General features: G+C 67.2%; 18 protein-coding genes. 3 read left to right on the forward strand and 15 right to left on the reverse strand.

Annotation, left to right across the window (positions count from 1 at the left end):
• Nucleotides 1–105 precede the first annotated feature (105 nt).
• On the forward strand, nucleotides 106–459 hold the full coding sequence (locus AC0IZJ_RS17900) for a phage holin family protein (protein WP_471852474.1): 354 nt from the start codon (nucleotides 106–108) through the stop codon (nucleotides 457–459).
• Here the strand turns inward: AC0IZJ_RS17900 and AC0IZJ_RS17905 are convergent.
• Nucleotides 449–1,081, reverse strand: a complete 633-nt coding sequence (locus tag AC0IZJ_RS17905) for a TetR/AcrR family transcriptional regulator (protein ID WP_471852477.1) — start codon at nucleotides 1,079–1,081, stop codon at nucleotides 449–451. The genes AC0IZJ_RS17900 and AC0IZJ_RS17905 overlap by 11 nt on opposite strands.
• A 69-nt stretch (nucleotides 1,082–1,150) precedes the next feature.
• Here AC0IZJ_RS17905 and AC0IZJ_RS17910 point away from each other — a divergent pair, with 69 nt between their 5' ends.
• A complete protein-coding gene (locus AC0IZJ_RS17910; RefSeq protein WP_471852479.1) occupies nucleotides 1,151–1,777 on the forward strand; it encodes a glutathione binding-like protein in 627 nt (208 codons plus the stop codon).
• Here the strand turns inward: AC0IZJ_RS17910 and AC0IZJ_RS17915 are convergent.
• Nucleotides 1,774–3,369, reverse strand: coding sequence for a M48 family metalloprotease (locus AC0IZJ_RS17915; protein WP_471852481.1), 1,596 nt, complete (start codon nucleotides 3,367–3,369; stop codon nucleotides 1,774–1,776). The two genes, AC0IZJ_RS17910 and AC0IZJ_RS17915, sit on opposite strands and share 4 nt — an antisense overlap.
• Before the next feature lie 90 nt (nucleotides 3,370–3,459).
• Here AC0IZJ_RS17915 and moaC point away from each other — a divergent pair, with 90 nt between their 5' ends.
• On the forward strand, nucleotides 3,460–3,936 hold the full coding sequence (gene moaC, locus AC0IZJ_RS17920) for a cyclic pyranopterin monophosphate synthase MoaC (RefSeq protein WP_471852483.1): 477 nt from the start codon (nucleotides 3,460–3,462) through the stop codon (nucleotides 3,934–3,936).
• On the opposite strand, the gene AC0IZJ_RS17925 is transcribed toward moaC, so the two are convergent.
• From AC0IZJ_RS17925 to AC0IZJ_RS17985, 13 genes are all read right to left on the reverse strand, one after another.
• Nucleotides 3,928–5,631 carry a PglL family O-oligosaccharyltransferase gene (locus AC0IZJ_RS17925; RefSeq protein ID WP_471852485.1) on the reverse strand — a complete coding sequence of 568 codons (1,704 nt, stop codon included), beginning with the start codon at nucleotides 5,629–5,631 and terminating at the stop codon, nucleotides 3,928–3,930. The genes moaC and AC0IZJ_RS17925 overlap by 9 nt on opposite strands.
• A 26-nt stretch (nucleotides 5,632–5,657) precedes the next feature.
• Complete coding sequence (locus tag AC0IZJ_RS17930) at nucleotides 5,658–7,229, reverse strand: NAD(P)/FAD-dependent oxidoreductase (RefSeq protein ID WP_471852487.1); 1,572 nt, start codon at nucleotides 7,227–7,229, stop codon at nucleotides 5,658–5,660.
• Nucleotides 7,226–7,636, reverse strand: a complete 411-nt coding sequence (locus AC0IZJ_RS17935) for a GtrA family protein (protein WP_471852489.1) — start codon at nucleotides 7,634–7,636, stop codon at nucleotides 7,226–7,228. Before AC0IZJ_RS17935 ends, AC0IZJ_RS17930 begins: the two co-directional genes overlap by 4 nt.
• Nucleotide 7,637: 1 nt before the next feature.
• On the reverse strand, nucleotides 7,638–9,524 hold the full coding sequence (locus tag AC0IZJ_RS17940; protein WP_471852492.1) for a hypothetical protein: 1,887 nt from the start codon (nucleotides 9,522–9,524) through the stop codon (nucleotides 7,638–7,640).
• Nucleotides 9,525–9,604: 80 nt separating this feature from the next.
• Complete coding sequence (locus AC0IZJ_RS17945) at nucleotides 9,605–10,063, reverse strand: pilin (protein ID WP_471852494.1); 459 nt, start codon at nucleotides 10,061–10,063, stop codon at nucleotides 9,605–9,607.
• Nucleotides 10,064–10,303: 240 nt separating this feature from the next.
• Nucleotides 10,304–11,089, reverse strand: a complete 786-nt coding sequence (locus AC0IZJ_RS17950) for an MBL fold metallo-hydrolase (RefSeq protein WP_471852495.1) — start codon at nucleotides 11,087–11,089, stop codon at nucleotides 10,304–10,306.
• A 201-nt stretch (nucleotides 11,090–11,290) separates the two neighbouring features.
• Nucleotides 11,291–11,944 (reverse strand): FHA domain-containing protein, encoded by a 654-nt coding sequence (locus AC0IZJ_RS17955; protein ID WP_471852497.1) that lies wholly within the window; start codon nucleotides 11,942–11,944, stop codon nucleotides 11,291–11,293.
• Between the two features lie 48 nt (nucleotides 11,945–11,992).
• Nucleotides 11,993–12,790 (reverse strand): Stp1/IreP family PP2C-type Ser/Thr phosphatase, encoded by a 798-nt coding sequence (locus AC0IZJ_RS17960; protein WP_471852499.1) that lies wholly within the window; start codon nucleotides 12,788–12,790, stop codon nucleotides 11,993–11,995.
• Nucleotides 12,787–13,902 carry a serine/threonine-protein kinase gene (locus AC0IZJ_RS17965; protein WP_471852502.1) on the reverse strand — a complete coding sequence of 372 codons (1,116 nt, stop codon included), beginning with the start codon at nucleotides 13,900–13,902 and terminating at the stop codon, nucleotides 12,787–12,789. Before AC0IZJ_RS17965 ends, AC0IZJ_RS17960 begins: the two co-directional genes overlap by 4 nt.
• Nucleotides 13,903–13,912: 10 nt before the next feature.
• The gene (locus AC0IZJ_RS17970) at nucleotides 13,913–14,599 is read right to left on the reverse strand and encodes a TerC family protein (RefSeq protein WP_471852505.1); all 687 of its coding nucleotides are present in this window, start codon (nucleotides 14,597–14,599) and stop codon (nucleotides 13,913–13,915) included.
• Nucleotides 14,600–14,662: 63 nt separating this feature from the next.
• Nucleotides 14,663–15,556: a succinate--CoA ligase subunit alpha gene (gene sucD, locus AC0IZJ_RS17975; protein WP_471852508.1), complete on the reverse strand. Its 894-nt coding sequence runs from the start codon at nucleotides 15,554–15,556 to the stop codon at nucleotides 14,663–14,665.
• A gap of 79 nt (nucleotides 15,557–15,635) precedes the next feature.
• The gene (gene sucC / locus AC0IZJ_RS17980; RefSeq protein ID WP_471852510.1) at nucleotides 15,636–16,796 is read right to left on the reverse strand and encodes an ADP-forming succinate--CoA ligase subunit beta; all 1,161 of its coding nucleotides are present in this window, start codon (nucleotides 16,794–16,796) and stop codon (nucleotides 15,636–15,638) included.
• A 24-nt stretch (nucleotides 16,797–16,820) separates the two neighbouring features.
• Nucleotides 16,821–17,393 carry a DUF2889 domain-containing protein gene (locus tag AC0IZJ_RS17985; protein ID WP_471852512.1) on the reverse strand — a complete coding sequence of 191 codons (573 nt, stop codon included), beginning with the start codon at nucleotides 17,391–17,393 and terminating at the stop codon, nucleotides 16,821–16,823.
• Between the last annotated feature and the right edge of the window lie 66 nt (nucleotides 17,394–17,459).

The raw sequence follows: 17,459 nt of genomic DNA on the forward strand, positions 1-17,459 counted from the left end.
GTTGACAGGACAAAAATATTAACACGAATGCGAACGATTCCCATTTGAGGATTGACGCGAGCACGCGACAGTCCGCGCGGCCTGACGGCCCGATATGCTTGCGGCATGAAGACCCTCGTTCGTTGGTTGCTGCTGGCTGGTGCGCTGCTGCTGGTCGCCCACCTCTACCCCGGCGTCGTGGTGACGAGCTTCACCTCGGCGCTGATCGCGGCGCTGGTGCTGGGCCTGCTGAACACGTTGCTGCGGCCCATCCTGGTGTTGCTGACGCTACCGGTGACGGTGCTGAGCCTGGGGCTTTTCCTGTTCATCATCAACGCGCTGATGTTCTGGGCGGCGGCGTCGCTGCTGGACGGCTTGGCCGTCACCGGCTTCTGGGCCGCGCTGATCGGCTCGCTGATCTACAGCCTGTGCGGCATGGCCATCGACGTCGTCGTCGAGCGCATGTTCCCTAGCGACTGACGACCATGTCGACGCCCGCCAGCGCGAGCGCCGCCAGCGCCTCGCGCGCATCCCCGGCGCGGGCGCGCAGCGCCATCGAATGCAGCACCGCCGAGGCGAGCTGAGCGCGCATGGCGGCATCGGTGCTGGCGGGCAGCTCGCCGTCGTCCATTGCCCGCCGCAGCCGGGCTTCGAAGGCGGCCGTGAAGCCGCGCAACGCATCACCCAGCGCCTGGCGGATCGCCTCGTCGCGCGGCGCCTCGGTGGCTGCCGTGCCGATCAGCAGGCAGCCCCGCGCGGCAGCGTCGGCCGGGCAGTAGAGCTGCAGGGCCAGCTCGTAGACGCGCACCAGCCCCTCGCGCACTGACCGCCCCGCCAGCGCCGCCGCAATGGCCGCGTCGGACTGCTCGGTGTAGAGCTTGAGCGCCTGCAAATACAGCGCGTGCTTGTCGCCAAACGCGCCGTACAGGCTGGGCCGGTTCAGGCCGGTGGCAGCACTCAGGTCGTCCAGCGACGTGGCTGCGTAGCCGCGCTGCCAGAAGGTCAGCGTGGCCTGGGCCAGCGTGGCATCGGTGTCAAAACTGCGCGGCCGGCCGCGTGGACGCGGCGCAGGTTTGCCGGTCTCTTCAGATTTTTGTACCACGACGCATGAAATTCATTGACCAGATTGATTTCTGTTCAATATAGTACAAAAACACTGTCGGAGACTGAGATGGAGTTGTTCTTCTCCCCCATGGCCTGTTCGCTGGCCAGCCGCATCGTCCTCTACGAAGTGGACGCCGAGGCGCGTCTGATTCACGTCGACAAGTCCAAGCGCACGGCCGATGGCCGCGACTACTGGCAGATCAACCCCATGGGCCAGGTACCGGCGCTGCTGACGCCAGCAGGCTGGCTGCTGACCGAAAACGCGGCGGTGCTGCAATACCTGGCTGAGGCCTTCCCAGCAGCCGGCCTGCTGCCCGCCGAGGTGGATGCGCAGGCCCGCATGCGCCAGTGGCTGGGCTTCATCGCCACCGAGCTGCACAAGGCGGTGTTCGTGCCGCTGCTGGACCCGAAAGCCAGCGCCGACGTGAAGGCCTATGCGACGGAGAAGGCCGCCCTGCGGCTGTCGGTGCTGGAGGCGCACCTGCAGCGGCATGAGCACCTGGAGGGCGGCTACGGCATCGCCGACATCTACCTCGCCGTGGTTCTGAACTGGGCGTCCCATGCCGGCGTCGACCTCGCGCCGTGGCCGGCAGTGAAAGCCTTTCACCGCCGCATCAACCAGCGCGACGCGGTGATACGGGCGACGCGCGAGGAGTTCGCGCTTTATCAGGAAGAGCAGCGCGCTGCCGCCTAGTTCGGCAGTTCGACGTCCGGGGGGATGTAGCGCCCGCGGTACATCTCGCCCAGGAGGGACTGGCGCTCGTAGACGAGTGCACGCAGCCGGGCGTCGATGACCGAGGCCTCGACCTGGTCGGCATCGGGCCCGCGCGACTGGCGCAGCCCGGAGCGCATGCGGTCGATGGCACCGTTCAGGTCGCCGGCGGCGGCGTAGACCTCGGCCTGGGCGCGCACCGCCCGCAGCGGCTGGCCCAGTTTCTGCCAGATCAGCGCCAACTGGGCCCAGGCGAGGGAGTCCCGAGGTTCCAGGCTCACATGGGTCTGCAGCGCGTCAGCCGCTTCGCGCAAGGTGGGCGATGACGGCCCCGCCACCAGCGCCAGGCCCACACGCTGCATCAGCATCGGGCGGGACTTCTCTCCCGCCAGCGTCTCCAGCGCGGCGACTCCCTCCATCGCCCGGCCGCGCGCCTGCGCCAGTTCGGCGCGCAGATAAGTCAACTGCCGGCTGGCCGAGGTCGTCTCGGAGGGGCTGGGGTTGATGAGCTGCAGCGTCACCTCGGCGCTGCGCAGCGTCGCCTCCGCGCGGTCGAAGTTGCGCAGCTTGATGGACGCCAGCGTCGCCGCATAGCGCGCGCCGAGCTGCTCGTAGCCGCCGCTTTCGCGGATGTTGCGGGCACCGGCGTCGTAGTTCTCCAGCACCTTCCAGGCTTCCACGCGCGGGTCCATGAGTGCGCGCGCGCGTGCCGCCATCAATGCATGCTCGGCCAGGCCACGCGGGCGCGCGAAGGGCTCCAGCGCCAGGCGCGTGCGGGCGTCGCCGATGCGCTCGCTCGTCAGTGGATGCGAGCGCAGGTAGGGGTAGGCGCCGTTGTCCATCAGGTGGTAGGCCTGCTCCATGCGCTCGAACATGCTGACCATGCCGCTGCCCGCGAAGCCGGCCTCGACGAGCACGTTGAAGCCGACGCGATCGGCCTCGCGCTCCATGTCGCGCGAGAAGTTCAGCGACATCTGCTGCGCTGCCGCCTGGCCGCCGACGATGCCGGCATTGGCCATGTCGATGTTGCCGCGCGATGCGGCCAGCACGCCGAGCAGCAGGCCGGCGAGGGCGATCATGCTGTTCTTTGAGTCGCCGGCAATGCGGCGCGCGATGTGGCGCTGCGTCACGTGCGAGATCTCGTGGGCTAGCACCGAGGCCAGCTCGTCGCGCGACACCGTCATCGCGATGAGACCCAGGTGGGTGCCGATGAAGCCGCCCGGCAGCGCGAAGGCGTTGACGCTCTTGTCCTCCACCAGGAAGCTTTCCCAGGCGAAGCGAGTCTGGATGTCGTCGCCGATGTGCCCCAGCTTGCGTGACGCTGAGATCAGCGGATCGAAGATGGTGGCCATGTACTCCCGCAGCAGCGGGTCCTGCACGACGGCCGGGTCGAGGCGGATCTGGCGCATGTAGCGCTCGCCCAGCTGCCGCTCGGCGCCGAGGTCGAGATCCTGCGACACCGAATCACCGAGCGCCGGGAGGTTGACCTGCGCATTCAGCGGTGCGCCCGGCAGGGCCAGCGTGGCGGCCGCGAGCAGGGAGAGCAAGGGGCGGGGGGAGAACGACTTCTTCATCAGGCAGGGGCTCCGGCCAGCGCGGGCTGGCTGTCTATGATGCCTTCAACTTGCCCCATGAATGTTTCCTGAAAATGAATCGCGGCTGACATGAGCGCCCCACTGACCCACTTCGACGCCGAGGGCCAGGCCCACATGGTCGACGTGTCGGCCAAGGCCGAGACGCACCGTGTCGCGGTCGCGGCCGGCGAGATCCACATGCGGCCCGAGACCTTCGCGCTGATTGCCAGCGGCACGGCCAAGAAGGGCGACGTGCTGGGCGTGGCCCGCATCGCCGCCATCCAGGGCGCCAAGCGCTGCGCCGACCTGGTGCCGCTGTGCCACCCGCTGCCGATCACGCGCGTCAAGGTCGAGTTCGAGCTGGACGAGCCCGCCAGCCGGGTGCTGTGCCGCGCTCAGGTCGAGACGCTGGGTCGCACCGGCGTCGAGATGGAGGCGCTGTGCGCGGTGCAGGTGGGTTTGCTCACGATTTATGACATGTGCAAGGCGGCCGACCGCGGCATGGTCATCGGCAACGTGCGTGTGCTGGAGAAGCACGGCGGCAAGTCGGGGGATTGGTCAGCGTAGCTTGCGCCAGTCGATGACGGCCGATGCGGGCTGGCACTGCACCATCACCGGCGCCGAGGCCGGTTCGATGCAGCTCTCGAACCAGCTGTCGCCCGTCGGGTTGCGGAACTCGCGCAGGCGGTCGGCCACATAGCGTGCGCCTTCGGGGTCGCCGGTGGCTTCGAGCGAACGCGACCAGTGCATCAGCAGCCGGGCGTCGACAAGGCTGAAAGCCGTGCGACGGGACGCGGCGAGGGCTTCGGCGCCAGGCGGCTGGCTGGTGGCGGCAGCGTAGTCGGCCTGGTGGCTGAAGAGCGGGGAGCCCTGGCCGGTGGCGATGCGCTCGTTGAGCGGCGCGGCGCGGGCGCCGGGCGCGTAGATCGAGACGATGCGCTGGTAGTCCCAGACGGCAAACAGGCTGCCGGCGATCAGCAAGGCGCCGAGCAAGATGCCGGGTGCCGCCGGCGCCGGCTTCGACGTATCGTCAACCGGCAGCGCGAGGCCAAAGGCGAAGCAGGCCGGCAACAGGAAATAGGCGTACCAGAGCGGGTACTCCAGCAGGCTGTGCAGGGCGATGGTCAGCACGATCATCAGCGCCGCGCGACGCAGCGGTGCGTCGTCGGCACTCAGCGCCGCACCGCGCCAGGCCTTCCACAGAGCCCAGCCCAGCAGCGCCAGCACCGCGCCCGCCCACGGCAGGCCCAGCTCGACGGCGAGCTGCGAGGCGATGTTGTGCGTGTGGTCGAAGAAGGCGATGGGCCGGGTCGGGAAGGGGGTCAGGCTCCACGCGAAATTGAACTCGCCCCAGCCGACACCGAGCCACGGGTTCGCGACGGTGAGCGCCCAGGCATCGCGCAGGATGGCCAGCCGCGACGGTGAGCCGGCGCCCTCGGCCAGCCGGGACGTGCCCCGGAAGGCATGGCCGCTTTCTGCTGCCCATTGCGCCATCAGCCACCAGCTGGCGGCGAGCATCAGTGTGGTGGCGAACAGGCTCAGCCGGGCGCTGCGCGACAGCCGGCGATCCACCAGGCCCCACACCGCCAGCATGGCGATGCCGATGAAACCGGTGCGCGAGGCGCTCAGCACGATGGTGAAGACAAAGGCGAACAGCAGCGGCGGCAGCAGCCAGCGCCAGCCGTGCTTTTCCGTGATGAAGACAGCGGCGATGGCCGACCACATCACCAGGCTGGCCAGATGGTTGGGCTGGCGCAGGTTGCTGACCGCGCTGCCCACGACGCCCGAGCGGGCGATGACGTTGCCGTCGGCCCACTGCGGCGCAAATACCTGCACCAGACTGATGGCCACGCTGAATACGCCCGCGACGAGCAGGCCCCAGCACAGTGCCTCGGCGGCGGTGTGGCGCGCCTCTCGCGACAGGCCCTGTGCCAGCAGCAGCACGGCCAGCCCCGCGCCGATCACCGCGGTGGCGCCCAGACCCAGCGACAACGGCAGCGCGCGCCACGTGACGGAGGTGAGTGGCGCGACAAGCAGTAGCGCCATCGCCAGCGCCGCAGGGCTTTTCAGGCTGACACGCCAGCCCGGGGACGACGAGGCCCAGAAGAGCAGCGCCAGCCCCCAGCCGGCCAGCGCCAGCAACTGGTTGTAGAGCGTGGCGGCCGGCGTCTGGTTGAAGGCCAGCAGCGGGGGCAGCGCGGCGGCAACGACGAGGCTGAAAGGCGCGGCATCGGCCGCTGCGGCGTGGGGCTGGGACGACATGGGCGCGGATGATGGCACGCCGGTCTTCACTTTTCTGACGCTGCTTCCTCGTGATAGTCGTCGTCGATGTTGACGGACCAGATCGCGTCGCGCCCCGTGCCGCCGTTCATGATGGCCTGCGCGGCGAGGCGCGCAGACAGCATGGAGTGGTCCTGGTTGTTGTAGCGGTGCATGCCGTTGCGGCCGCACAGGAAGAGGTTGTCGAGGCCGTCGAGCCAGCTGCGCAGCTCGTCAAAGCGCTCGAAGGCCGAGCCGAAATAGCCCGGGTAGGCCTTGGGCTGGCGCAGCACGGTGGCGTCGAGCAGCTCGGCCTCATCGGCCATGCCCATCTGCTGCATCTCGCGCACGGCGAGGGCCTTCAAGGCCTCGTCGTTCATGGCCCACAACTCGTCGTCGTCGCGCGCAAAGAACTCCAGCCCCAGCCAGACCGTGTCGGGGTCGGCCACCATGTAGGGGCTCCAGTTGTTGAAGACCTGCACGCGGCCGACCTTGACGCCCGGCTCCTGGATGTAGATCCAGTTGTCCGATACGTAGCGGGCCTTGCCGGCGACCTTGGGGGACATGCGGCGGTAGAGGAGCCCGACGGTGATGAAGTCGCGGTACTCAAGACCGGAGGCGATGGACAGCGCCGGCGCGTCGGGTGCCGGGCGCAGGGCCTGGGCGAGTTCGCGGATGGGCATGGTCGAGACGACGGCGTTGGCGTTGAAGCTTTGGCGCTGGCCCTCGGCATCGCGCGCCACGACGCGCTCGACGCGCCTCTCCTGGCGGTGGATCTCATCCACCGCCCAGCCGCGCAGCAACCGGCCGCCGCGCCGCTCGAACTCGGCCGCCGCTGTCTCCCACATCTGGCCGGGACCGTACTTCGGGTAGAGGAAGCTCTCGATCAGCGAGGTGTGCTGGCTGTCGGTCTTGCCGGTGACGATCTTCTTGAGCGCCTGCTTCGCCGCGCTGCCGATGGACAGGCTCTTGATGCGCTGCGCGCCCCAGTCGGCGCTGATGTCGCGGCAGGGCACGCCCCAGACCTTCTCGGTGTAGGTCTTGAAGAACTGCAGATAGAGCTGGCGGCCGAAGCGGTTGATGAAGAAGTCTTCCAGCGTCTGCTCGGGCTGGATGGGCCGCGCGGCGGCCGCCATGTAGCTGCCGGCGAACTGTAGGCAGCGGGCCGGGCCCATCTTGCGCACGAGGTCCATGCCGGGCTTGAGCGGGTAGTCGAGGAACTGCCCGCCAAAATAGATGCGCGACTGGCGGTTGCGGATCAGCAGCACCGAGTCGTCGGCCTCGCTGGCCGTGGCTTCATGCCCGCCGAGCAGTCGTTCCTTGCCCTGGTAGGCCAGTCGCGCGTCGATGCTGCCGTTGGCCGGCTTGGCGACCGGGAGCACGTCGCGCCACCAGTCCATGACCCAGTCGGACTTGGAGAAGAAGCGGTGGCCGCCGATGTCGATGCGATTGCCCTTGTAGTTGACCGTCTTGGAGATGCCGCCGATCTCCTGGGTGGCCTCGAGGATGGTGACCTGCGGGTAGCCGGCACGCAGCAGTTCGAGGCCGGCGGTCAGGCCGGCGGGGCCGGCGCCGATGATCAGGGTGGAGGGCTGGGTCATGGCTGCGCGCTGAGCGCCTTGGCGCGGGCGGTGAACAGCAGGGCCTTGCGCAGTGCGAAGTTGAAGAGGAAGACGCCGCCGGCGCTGGTCAGCTTGGCCGCCAGCGGGGCCATGCCGAGTTGCATGACCAGCAGCCACAGCAGTGCCTCGGTCAACAGCAGGCCAGCCGCGCCGATGAGGGCGAACAGCGCGAACTCGTTGCGGCGGTCGGCCAAGCGGTGCTGAGAGAACACTACCCGCGTGCTGATCGTGTAGACCAGCATCAAGCCCAAGCTGAAGCCCAGGCAGGCGGCCACGGCGAGGTGCACGCCCAGGCGCAGGCTCAGGCTGAACACGGCGGTGTCCAGCGCCAGCGCAGCGGCGCTGGCGGCGAAATAGAGCAGGAACTCCCGCAGTTTGGTGGGCATGTCAAAGGCCTTCGGTGGGCTTGAGCTGTGAGCAGGCATAGAGGGCATAGGTCTGCGGCAGGTCTCGGTGTTTGGGTGGACGCCAGGTGGCCAGCGGCTCGACCGGCAGCCGCCCTAGCAGCACCACGAAGTCCGGTGCATCGGCTTGGCTGCATAGCGCCGTCAGACGGTGCGGCGCCGGCGCATCGCATCTGAGGCGGTTGGCTCGGCTTCGGCTGAGCGACGCGCCGGTCAGGCAACGTTCGTGATCGTCGTTGATCAGCCGGTACATCTCCTTGCGAGGGCCGAACAGCAACCCGGTATCGCGGTTGAACAGCACGCCGGCACCTTGCTGCGGCGCGTAGTGACTGGGTCGCTCCAGCAGGCTCCACACCGGCACGAGATGGTGGGGCCAGTAGACCTTGGCGTTGGCAGGCAGGTGGGCGGCGAAGGGGTGCGCGGAAGCGGCGGGAGACTCCACGGCGCGCACGATGTCCAGGCGCTGGTCCCAGCCGCTGACCGAGGCGATCAGCAGCAGCGCGCTCAGGCCGAGGGCGATCAGCGCGCCGACACGCCGCCTGGCCGCAACGAACATCAGCCCCGCGAAACCGCACGCCGCCACGGTCGGGAAGGCAGCCATCTTGCTGAGGCCGTCACTCCAGGCGGTCTCGGGAAACTGCCAGCTCTGCTGCTGCACCGCCGCGTCGAGTTGATAGACCGACATGCCCAGCACGCACATCAAGATGCAGGTGCACGACAGCCGCACGAGGGTCCGCGACCCCTCGTGCACCCGCCAGGCCGCCAGCGAAGCCAACGCCCACAGGGCCAGGGCGGCGATGCCATGGTCCATGCCGATGTGGGCGTTCAACAGCGCCAGCGCCAAAGCACAGGCGCTGGCCGGCCACAGCCCGCCGAGTCGCCACAGGCGCGCGAGCAGCCAGGGCGACAGCGCCATGGCCAGCAGATGCGTCACCCAATGCGCCCGCCAGAGCTGCAATTGCGTCAGCAGCACCGCGTGCCAGCCGTCCGCAGCAAGCGCGGTCAGGCCCATGAACGCGACGGTGGTGGCGACGACGGCATAAAGCAGGCGGGTCCATGCATCCGCCGGCCTGAGCCGAGTCACTGCCAGCAGCACGGCGACATCCAGCACGACGCTGAGCCTGTCCTGGAGCGTCCAGTTGCCCAGCAGCACCTGGCGGTTGCCGGTCTCGACCAGCGCCCACCAATACGGGTCATAGGTTTTTAGCAAGCCGTCCCAGGGCGGCACGCCAGCGAGCGCGGCGATCAGCACGATAGGAATCGCGGCGAGCAGCCACAGCCAGCGCCGGTCCGTATCGGCCAGATAGCACCAGCTCATCGCCATGACGGGCAGAGTCATCAGCGGATGGAAAAGCGCGGCCAGCACCTGCAAGGCCACCGTGATCCGCCACCGGCCGGCGAGCAGCGCCACCAGGCTCCACAGCAGTGCGGGCTCCGCGAAATTGCGCGCGGTGACAAAGGTCTCGCCATAGCTGAACACCCAGGTGCCGCCGTAGACCGGAGACATCACGGCAAATGCGAGCAGACCCCAGAGCGGGAGATGGTGAGTAGGTGCGAAGCGTCGCAGCAGGGCGAGCACCGCGCTCAGCATCAGCAGCCAACCGGCCAGCAGCACGCCGACATTCGCGGCCATCACGCCGAGGTGCTCGTAGAGCGGCACCATCAGGTGGGAGTAGATGGAGTAGCGGTCCTGCGAGCCGCCGGCGAAGAAGATGTCGTCGCTCAGCGCCGGGACGCGAGAGTTGAGCAGCACCTGCCCGAAGTAGAGGATGCCGTCATGGCGCAGGCCCTCGTAGGGGTGGGCGAGCAGCACCCAGGCTGTGATCGCAAGCAGCGCGGCGAGGCTTTGCAGTCGACTCGGGTTGAGCATGGATTCACAAGGCAAAAAGAAAGGGGCCAAGGCCCCTTTCTTTGTTTGTACCGCCGAGGCGGCACCTTACAGCGTCATGATCAGCTGCTGGCGTTGTTCTTCTTGATCGATTCGATGAGAACCGAATTGTCGGCAGCTTCGATGGTCGTATCGGTCGTCCAGATCACGGCGTCGCCAACAACGTTTGCCACATCGAACGTGATGGTCTTGCCAGCTGTGCCCTTGCCGATGTCGTTCAGCGTCAGGGTGATCTTGCCGCCCGAGACTTCAACCTTCTCGACTTCCTTGGTTTTCACGGTGCCGGGGATGCCCTTCGAGCCAAGATCGCAACCGGTCGCACTGCCGCCCTGTTCTTGGATGCACAAGGCGACAGCGCTCTTGTAGGCATCGCCCACAGTGATCGCGTTGGCCGCCTTGGCGCGGGACGTGTAAGTGCGGTACTGCGGCAGCGCCACGGCAGCCAGGATGCCGATGATGGCCACGACGATCATCAGTTCGATCAGGGTGAAGCCCTTTTGGGCGCGTGCTTTCAGTTGCATGTCGGTTACTCCAGCGAGTGTTTGGGAGGGAGGCAGACCCCATGAATGCAGGGGGCGTGCCAGCCCAGACGACGCGCCGTGGCGTGCGAAAGCGCACGGTTGGAGGCCCTGGCGACGCCGTTCTGACAAAAAACGTCATTTCGGCGTGACGTGTTTTGTCAGGCGTCACCTGAAGAGCAAGAAACGTCAGCCATGAAAAACGGCGCCCGAGGCGCCGTTGACGGATGAAAGCGCCTGCGCCTACAGCGCCATCTCCTGCCCGGCCTCCAGCGCGCTGATGCGGTGCGGGCTGTTCAATGTCTGCACGCCCTGCATGACCGCCTCGGCTTCGCCCGGTTTGATGTGGGTGATGCGTACATCCACGCTGCCGGCCAGTTGGGCCAGTTCCCGTCCCAGGTCGGACGGGCAGAGGTGCTGGCTGACATGGGCGACCTCCGCCTCGTCGTCACTGAAGGCCGTCTCGATGACGAGGTGGGACAGGCGGAGTTCAGCCAGGCGGCGCCACAGCGCGGGGTTGGGGCCGGTGTCGCCCGTGAAGACCCAATGGGCATGGCCGCTGGCCTCGCCACCATCGACGGCGAAGCCGACCGCCGGCACGGTGTGGACGGCGGACAGTACCTCGATGACACGGCCGCCGAGGTCCAGGCGGTCGCCGATCTGGAAGGGATGCAGGCTCAGCACCGGTGCCTCGCGGCTGGGCAGGCGCGTGAAGTCGGGCCAGATGGCGCCGTTGAAGATGTGCTGTTGCAGCGTGGCCAGCGTTTGCGGCAGGGCATGCACCTGGATGGGCGGGCGGCCGGCGGCGACGCGCAGGCGCAGCACGGCGTCGGCCAGCAGCGGGATGCCCAGCACATGGTCCAGATGGGAGTGGCTGAGCAGGATGTGGTCGATGGCGGCCAGGGCATCCAGCGGCAGGTCGCCCACGCCCGTGCCGGCGTCGATGAGGACATCGTCGTCGAGCAGGAAGGCTGTGGTCTTGTAGCCGGCGGCGATGGCGCCGGAGCAGCCCAGGACGCGGATGTTCATGCGATGCGTTGGCTCGGGAATCGGGGCCTCGCGTCAGGCGAGGTGGAGCCAAGAATGTACGCAGCGGACCGGTATCGCAGGCGGTCGGATTACCGAGTTGGGGGTATCCCGATCGTGAGGAAGTCACAGCAGCCACGACCCCGGCTGTTCGCGTTGCCGGCCCCCGCCAATCCAGCCGGGCCGCACCGTCGGGGTCGGGCTTCAGCCCTGGATGAACTGCATCTGTGTGCCGGCCAGCTCGATGAGATCGCCGCTGCGCAAGGCGATGGATTCACCCGTCAGCGGTATGCCGTTGACGCTGGGGCGCTGGGCACCCTCGACGTGGGCGAAAACGTAGCCGGTGGGGCGCTTGGTGATGGACGCCACCTGCACGCCGGGCTTGCCCAGCGTCGTGACGACCTTGCTGAGCGCCACTTCGCGGCCGGCTGCGGCGCCGGTCAGCACCTTGATGGAAGCCGGGCCGATGACGGGCGCACTGCCGAGACCGCCGAAGGAGGAGCCCAGTCCGCCCAGCGCCGGCACTGCCGCACCGGGCTTGAGGATCATGGTCTTCTCGTAGTCGTTGCCGTCATTGAGCAGGAACTTGATCTTGTACTTGCCGATCTCAACGGTATCGTGGTTGGCCAGCAGCTGCTTCTTGATGGCCTTGCCGTTGATGTACGTGCCGTTGGTGGAATTGAGGTCTTCAATGAAAACGTCGTTGCCGACCATCTGCAGGACAGCATGCTCGCCGGAGACGGCGAGGTTGTCGATGACGATGTCGTTGTAGGGCCGCCGACCGAGTGTGGTCTTGTCCTTGGTGATCTGCACCTCTTTGATCACGACACCGTCGAGCGAAACCACCAGTTTGCCCATGAATGACCTCAAGTTCTGTTGTACGTGCCGTGACTCTCAGGCGAGGACTCAGTTGCCGCCACGTCGCCCGAAAGGCCACCAGCCCCGGCCTTCGGTTCGTTGGCGGCCGTCTGCGCGGGCCAGGATGAGAGCGATGTTATCGCGACCGCCGCTGTCATTGGCCGCGTTGATCAGCGCCTGCGCAGCCTCGGGTAGGGCCGGGTTGCCATTGAGCAGATTGGCAATGCTGTCGTCGTCGAGCATGTCGGAGAGGCCGTCCGAGCACATCAGGTAGACGTCGCCGGCCTGGATTTCGTGCAGATGCAACTCCATCAGCACGGTGTCTTCGACGCCGACGGCGCGCGTGACGAGGTTCTTGTTGCTGGAGAAGGCGGCTTCCTCCACGGTCAGCAGGCCGGCGTCGATCTGCTCCTGCAGCAGGGAATGATCGCGGGTGATCTGCATGAGGCGGCCGGCGCGCAGGCGGTAGGCGCGCGAGTCGCCCACATGGCCGAGCAGCAGGCCTTCAGGACGGAAGACGCCGAGCACCAGCGTCGTGCCCATGCCGGCGTAGCGCGGGTTGGTGTTGGCGGCGTTGAAGATGGCGCGGTTGGCGTTGTCCACGCAGATGTCCATCGCGCGCCTGACCTCGCCGGCGCGGGCTTCGCGGCCGGCATCTTTCAGCCAGCGGCCGAGTTCGGTGTTGACGAAGCCGGTCAGCATCTGGCTGGCCACTTCGCCGGCGTTGTAGCCGCCCATGCCGTCGGCCAGCACGGCAAGGCCGGCTGCCTCATCGAGGGCGACCGAGTCTTCGTTGTTGTCGCGAGCGCGGCCCACGTCGGTGGCGCTGAAGAACTCCAGGATCATGAGGCTTGAGGTGGCTCGTGGGGCTCGGCAGGGGAGCGACGATTCTGCCCTGCTTCCTCCGGCGTCAAGCGCAGTGTTTGTGCGAAGGCCGCATCGGGGGACTTGACGGGCTCGGGCACAGCCGGCTCGTTCTGCAGGTCCATGATGAGGACCGCTTCGAGGTCGCGCGCCATCTGCTCGCCGGAGGGGTAGCGCAGCTCGGGCCGCTTCTCCTGCGCGACGGCCAGCACCAGCGCGAGGGACTCGGGCAGGCCGGGACGGCGGATGCGCACGTCGGGCGCCGGCTGGGTGGCAATCTGCTGCATCAGCCGCGCCATGGAGTCGCTCTGGTGCGGCAGCGTGCCGGTGAGCAGTTGATAGAGCAGCACGCCCAGGGAATAGAGGTCGCTGCGGCCGTCCACCGTCAGGCCGGCGAGTTGCTCGGGCGACATGAAGGAGGGCGTGCCGAGCACGAGACCGGTGCGCGTGCGGCTGCCGTCGCCGACGCGGGCGATGCCGAAGTCCATCAGCTTGAGGCTGCCGTTGACGCGGTCCAGCATGACGTTGGCTGGCTTGATGTCGCGGTGAATAATCCCCTGGCTGTGGGCATAGTGCAGCGCGCGCGCCAGGCGCACGCCGATCTGCACGACCTCGCGCACCGGCAGCAGCTGGCCGGCCTTGGCGAAGAGGCTGAGGTCACGTCCGAGCACGTAGTCCAGGGCAAGCCAGGCGTCGCGGCCGTCCTGTCCAGCGTCGACGACCTGCAGGATGTCCGGGTGCTCCAGCGCCCGTGCCGCGCGGGCTTCGCGCATAAAGCGCTCGCGCACATCGGCCAAGTCTTCCGACGAGAACTCCCGGCTCAGCGCCAGGCGCTTGATGGCGACCTGGCGGCCGGTGGAGCGCTGCGTGGCCTTGTAGACGATAGCCATCGCGCCGCGGCCGATTTCAGCGCCGAGTTCGAAATCGTGCAGGTCGGGCGGCGTTGCGGCCTGAGCCGAGGAGGCGCCGGGAGCGTGCGTCTGCTGCACGGCGGGCAGCGTGGAGGGCTCGCCCACGTCGCCGGCGTCAGTGACCCTGCCGATGAGGCGCTGCCAAAAGCCGCCTGCCGTGCCGGGTTTGCCGCTGCTAGCCATGTCGCCGATCTTAGGCGGAGCCCCGGCGCGAGCGCATCAGGCCGATGGCGACCACGAGGACCGCACCCGCGATGCCCACCGTGTAGCCCAATGCGTGCAGGTTGGTGTTGAACCAGCCTTCCAACGCCGTGTCGGTCACCGCCATCTCGCCGGCCACAAAACCAAGCAGTGCCGCGCCGACAGTGATGATGACCGGAAAGCGCTGCATGAGCTTCAGCAACAGCGTGCTACCGAAGATGATCAGCGGAATGGACAGGCCCAGACCGATGAGCAGCAGGATGGGGCGCATCGGCGCGGCGGCGGCGCTGGCGGCGGCGGCAATGGCGACCACGTTGTCCAGGCTCATGGCGAGGTCGGCCAGCAGGATGGTGCGTACTGCGGCCCACAGGCCGTCGACCTCGCCGACCTCGGCTTCCTCGTCGGTCTGGCTCATCAGCTTGATGCCGATCCACACCAGCAGTGCCGCGCCGACCAGCTTCAGATAGGGCAGCTGCAGCAGCTGGATGGCGAACAGCGCCAGCAGCACCCGCATCAGGATGGCCGCCGCGGCACCGCCGATGATGGCGCGGCGCTGCTGCTTGGGTGGCAGCCGGCGCGTCGCCAGGGCGATGACGACGGCGTTGTCGCCGGACAGCAGGATGTCGGCCCAGATGATTTTCAGCAGGGCGAAGAAGAACGCGGCGTCGAGATGTTCCATGGCGGGCAATGAAAAAGCCGCCGGGCGATGACCCGGCGGCTTGTACTCAGGGCAGGGCCCGGATTACAGCAGGGCCTTGAGCAGCTTGGCCATTTCCGACGGATTGCGTGTGACCGTGAAGCCGCACTCTTCCATGATGGCGAGCTTGGCATCGGCCGTGTCGGCGCCGCCGGAGATCAGCGCGCCGGCGTGGCCCATGCGCTTGCCGGGGGGCGCGGTGACACCGGCGATGAAGCCGACGATGGGCTTCTTCATGTTCAGCTTGCACCAACGGGCAGCTTCCGCCTCGTCCGGGCCGCCGATCTCGCCGATCATGATGACGGCGTCGGTGTCCGGGTCGTCGTTGAAGGCCTGCATCACGTCGATGTGCTTCAGGCCGTTGATCGGGTCGCCGCCGATGCCGACTGCCGACGATTGGCCCAGGCCGATCTCGGTCAGTTGCGCCACGGCTTCATACGTCAGCGTGCCAGAGCGCGAGACAACGCCGATGCGGCCCTTGCGGTGGATGTGGCCGGGCATGATGCCGATCTTGATTTCTTCCGGCGTGATCAGGCCGGGGCAGTTCGGGCCCAGCAGCAGCGTCTTCTTGCCACCGGCGGCTTCCTTGGCCTTCATCTTGTTGCGCACTTCCAGCATGTCCCGGACCGGGATGCCTTCGGTGATGCAGATCGCCAGATCCAGGTCGGCCTCGACGGCTTCCCAGATGGCGGCGGCAGCGCCGGCGGGCGGCACGTAGATGACCGAGACGGTGGCACCCGTCTGCGACGCGGCCTCCTTGACGGTCGCGTAGATGGGAATCTCGCTGAACTTCTCGCCGGCCTTCTTCGGGTTCACGCCGGCGACGAAGGCGTTCTTGCCGTTGGCATACGCCTGGCAACCCAGTGTGTGGAACTGACCGGTCTTGCCGGTGATGCCCTGGGTGATGACCTTGGTGTCTTTGTTGATGTAGATGGACATTTCTTGTTCCTAATCAGTTGGGGACAGAGCTACTCGCTTCGCTCGGGCGGTCTGTCCCGCAATGGCATGGGCCTTGGCGTTAGGCGACAGCGGCGACGATCTTGGTGGCCGCTTCGGCCATCGAGTCGGCCGCAATGATGGGCAGGCCGGATTCGGCCAGCATCTTCTTGCCCAGGTCTTCGTTGGTGCCCTTCATGCGCACGACCAGCGGCACGGACAGGTTCACGGCCTTGCAGGCGACGATGACGCCTTCGGCGATGGTGTCGCACTTCATGATGCCGCCGAAGATGTTGACGAGGATGCCCTTGACGGCCTTGTTCTTCAGCATGATCTTGAAGGCTTCGGTGACCTTCTCAGCCGTGGCGCCGCCGCCGACGTCCAGGAAGTTGGCCGGCTCGCCGCCGAACAGCTTGATGGTGTCCATCGTGGCCATGGCCAGGCCGGCGCCGTTCACCAGGCAGCCGATGTTGCCGTCCAGGCTGATGTAGGCCAGGTCGAACTTGCTGGCTTCGACTTCAGCCGGGTCTTCTTCGTCCAAGTCGCGGTAGGCGACGATCTCGGGGTGGCGGAACAGCGCGTTGGCATCGAAGTTGAACTTCGCGTCCAGGGCCATCAGATTGCCCTTGGAGTCGCAGTTCAGCGGGTTGATTTCAACCAACGACGCGTCCGTGTCCATGTAGCACTTGTAGAGCTTGGCGAAGATGTCGACGGCCTGGTCGATGGACGCGCCGCTCAGGCCGATGGCCGCAGCGATCTTCTTGCTTTGCTCGGTGGTCAGGCCCACCAGCGGGTCGATCATCTCGGTGATGATCTTCTCGGGCGTGGAGTGGGCCACTTCCTCGATGTCCATGCCGCCTTCGCTCGACGCGATGAAGGCGACTGTCTGCGTGCCGCGGTCGGTGACCAGCGAAACGTAGAGCTCCTTGTTGATGTCTGCGCCGTCTTCGATATAGAGGCGACGCACCTTCTGTCCTTCCGGGCCGGTCTGGTGAGTCTTGAGCTGCATGCCCAGGATGGCTTCGGCCTTCTCCTTGACGTCATCAATCGTCTTGGCAACCTTGACGCCGCCACCCTTGCCGCGTCCACCCGCGTGGATTTGGGCTTTCACGACCCAGACCGGGCCGCCCAGCTTCTGGGCGGCTTCAACGGCTTCCTGCACCGTGAAGGCGGGGATGCCGCGCGGCACCGGCACGCCGAACTGGCGCAGGATTTCTTTGCCTTGGTATTCGTGGATTTTCATGGCTGGTCTTTCGGGTCGGGGAAGTCAGGATTCTTGGGTGGCTGGCTCGGTCGGTTGGTGCCAACGAGGATAGAACTGGGCGACGGTCGCGCTGTCGCGGCGCAACGCGTGGCAGCGGTCAAGCTGGAAGGGCGGGTTGCCCGCTGCATCGCCTTCGCGGGTATCGATGACCGAGCCGGCCATGGCCTGGATGACGGCCGTGGGCAGGATCTGACAGAGCTCGGTCAGATGCGTGCAGCCGCGCGTACCGCCGAGACGTTCGGTGACGGCCTGGCGAAAGCCCTTCATCAGATTCAGGCCGACGAGCCGGGCATAGGCGTCGCGGTGCTCGCCGCAGGCTTGCGGGTAAGGCATCCACAGCGTTTCGGACGAGGCGGCGGTGATCGTCAACGTCGCGTCGACGGTCAGATGCAGGTGCATCTCGTGGATGGGATCGCCCGCCTTGCGGGGCACGCCGGCCAGGGGCACGTCATGCGACTTGGTGTCGCTGAGGCTGGCTTCGACGTCGAACAGGCCATCATCACGCGCAAACACTCGCACATCGAGGGCGCGGCGGTGCAGCGGGCGGCGCGTGACGGTGGGGTGGACTGCGGGCATGGGCGGGAAGCAAGCGAAACAAACCGGCCGGTGCCGGTACAGCGGTTTTGCCAGCTTTCGGAGTCG

The organism is Roseateles sp. AC306 (assembly GCF_979253795.1).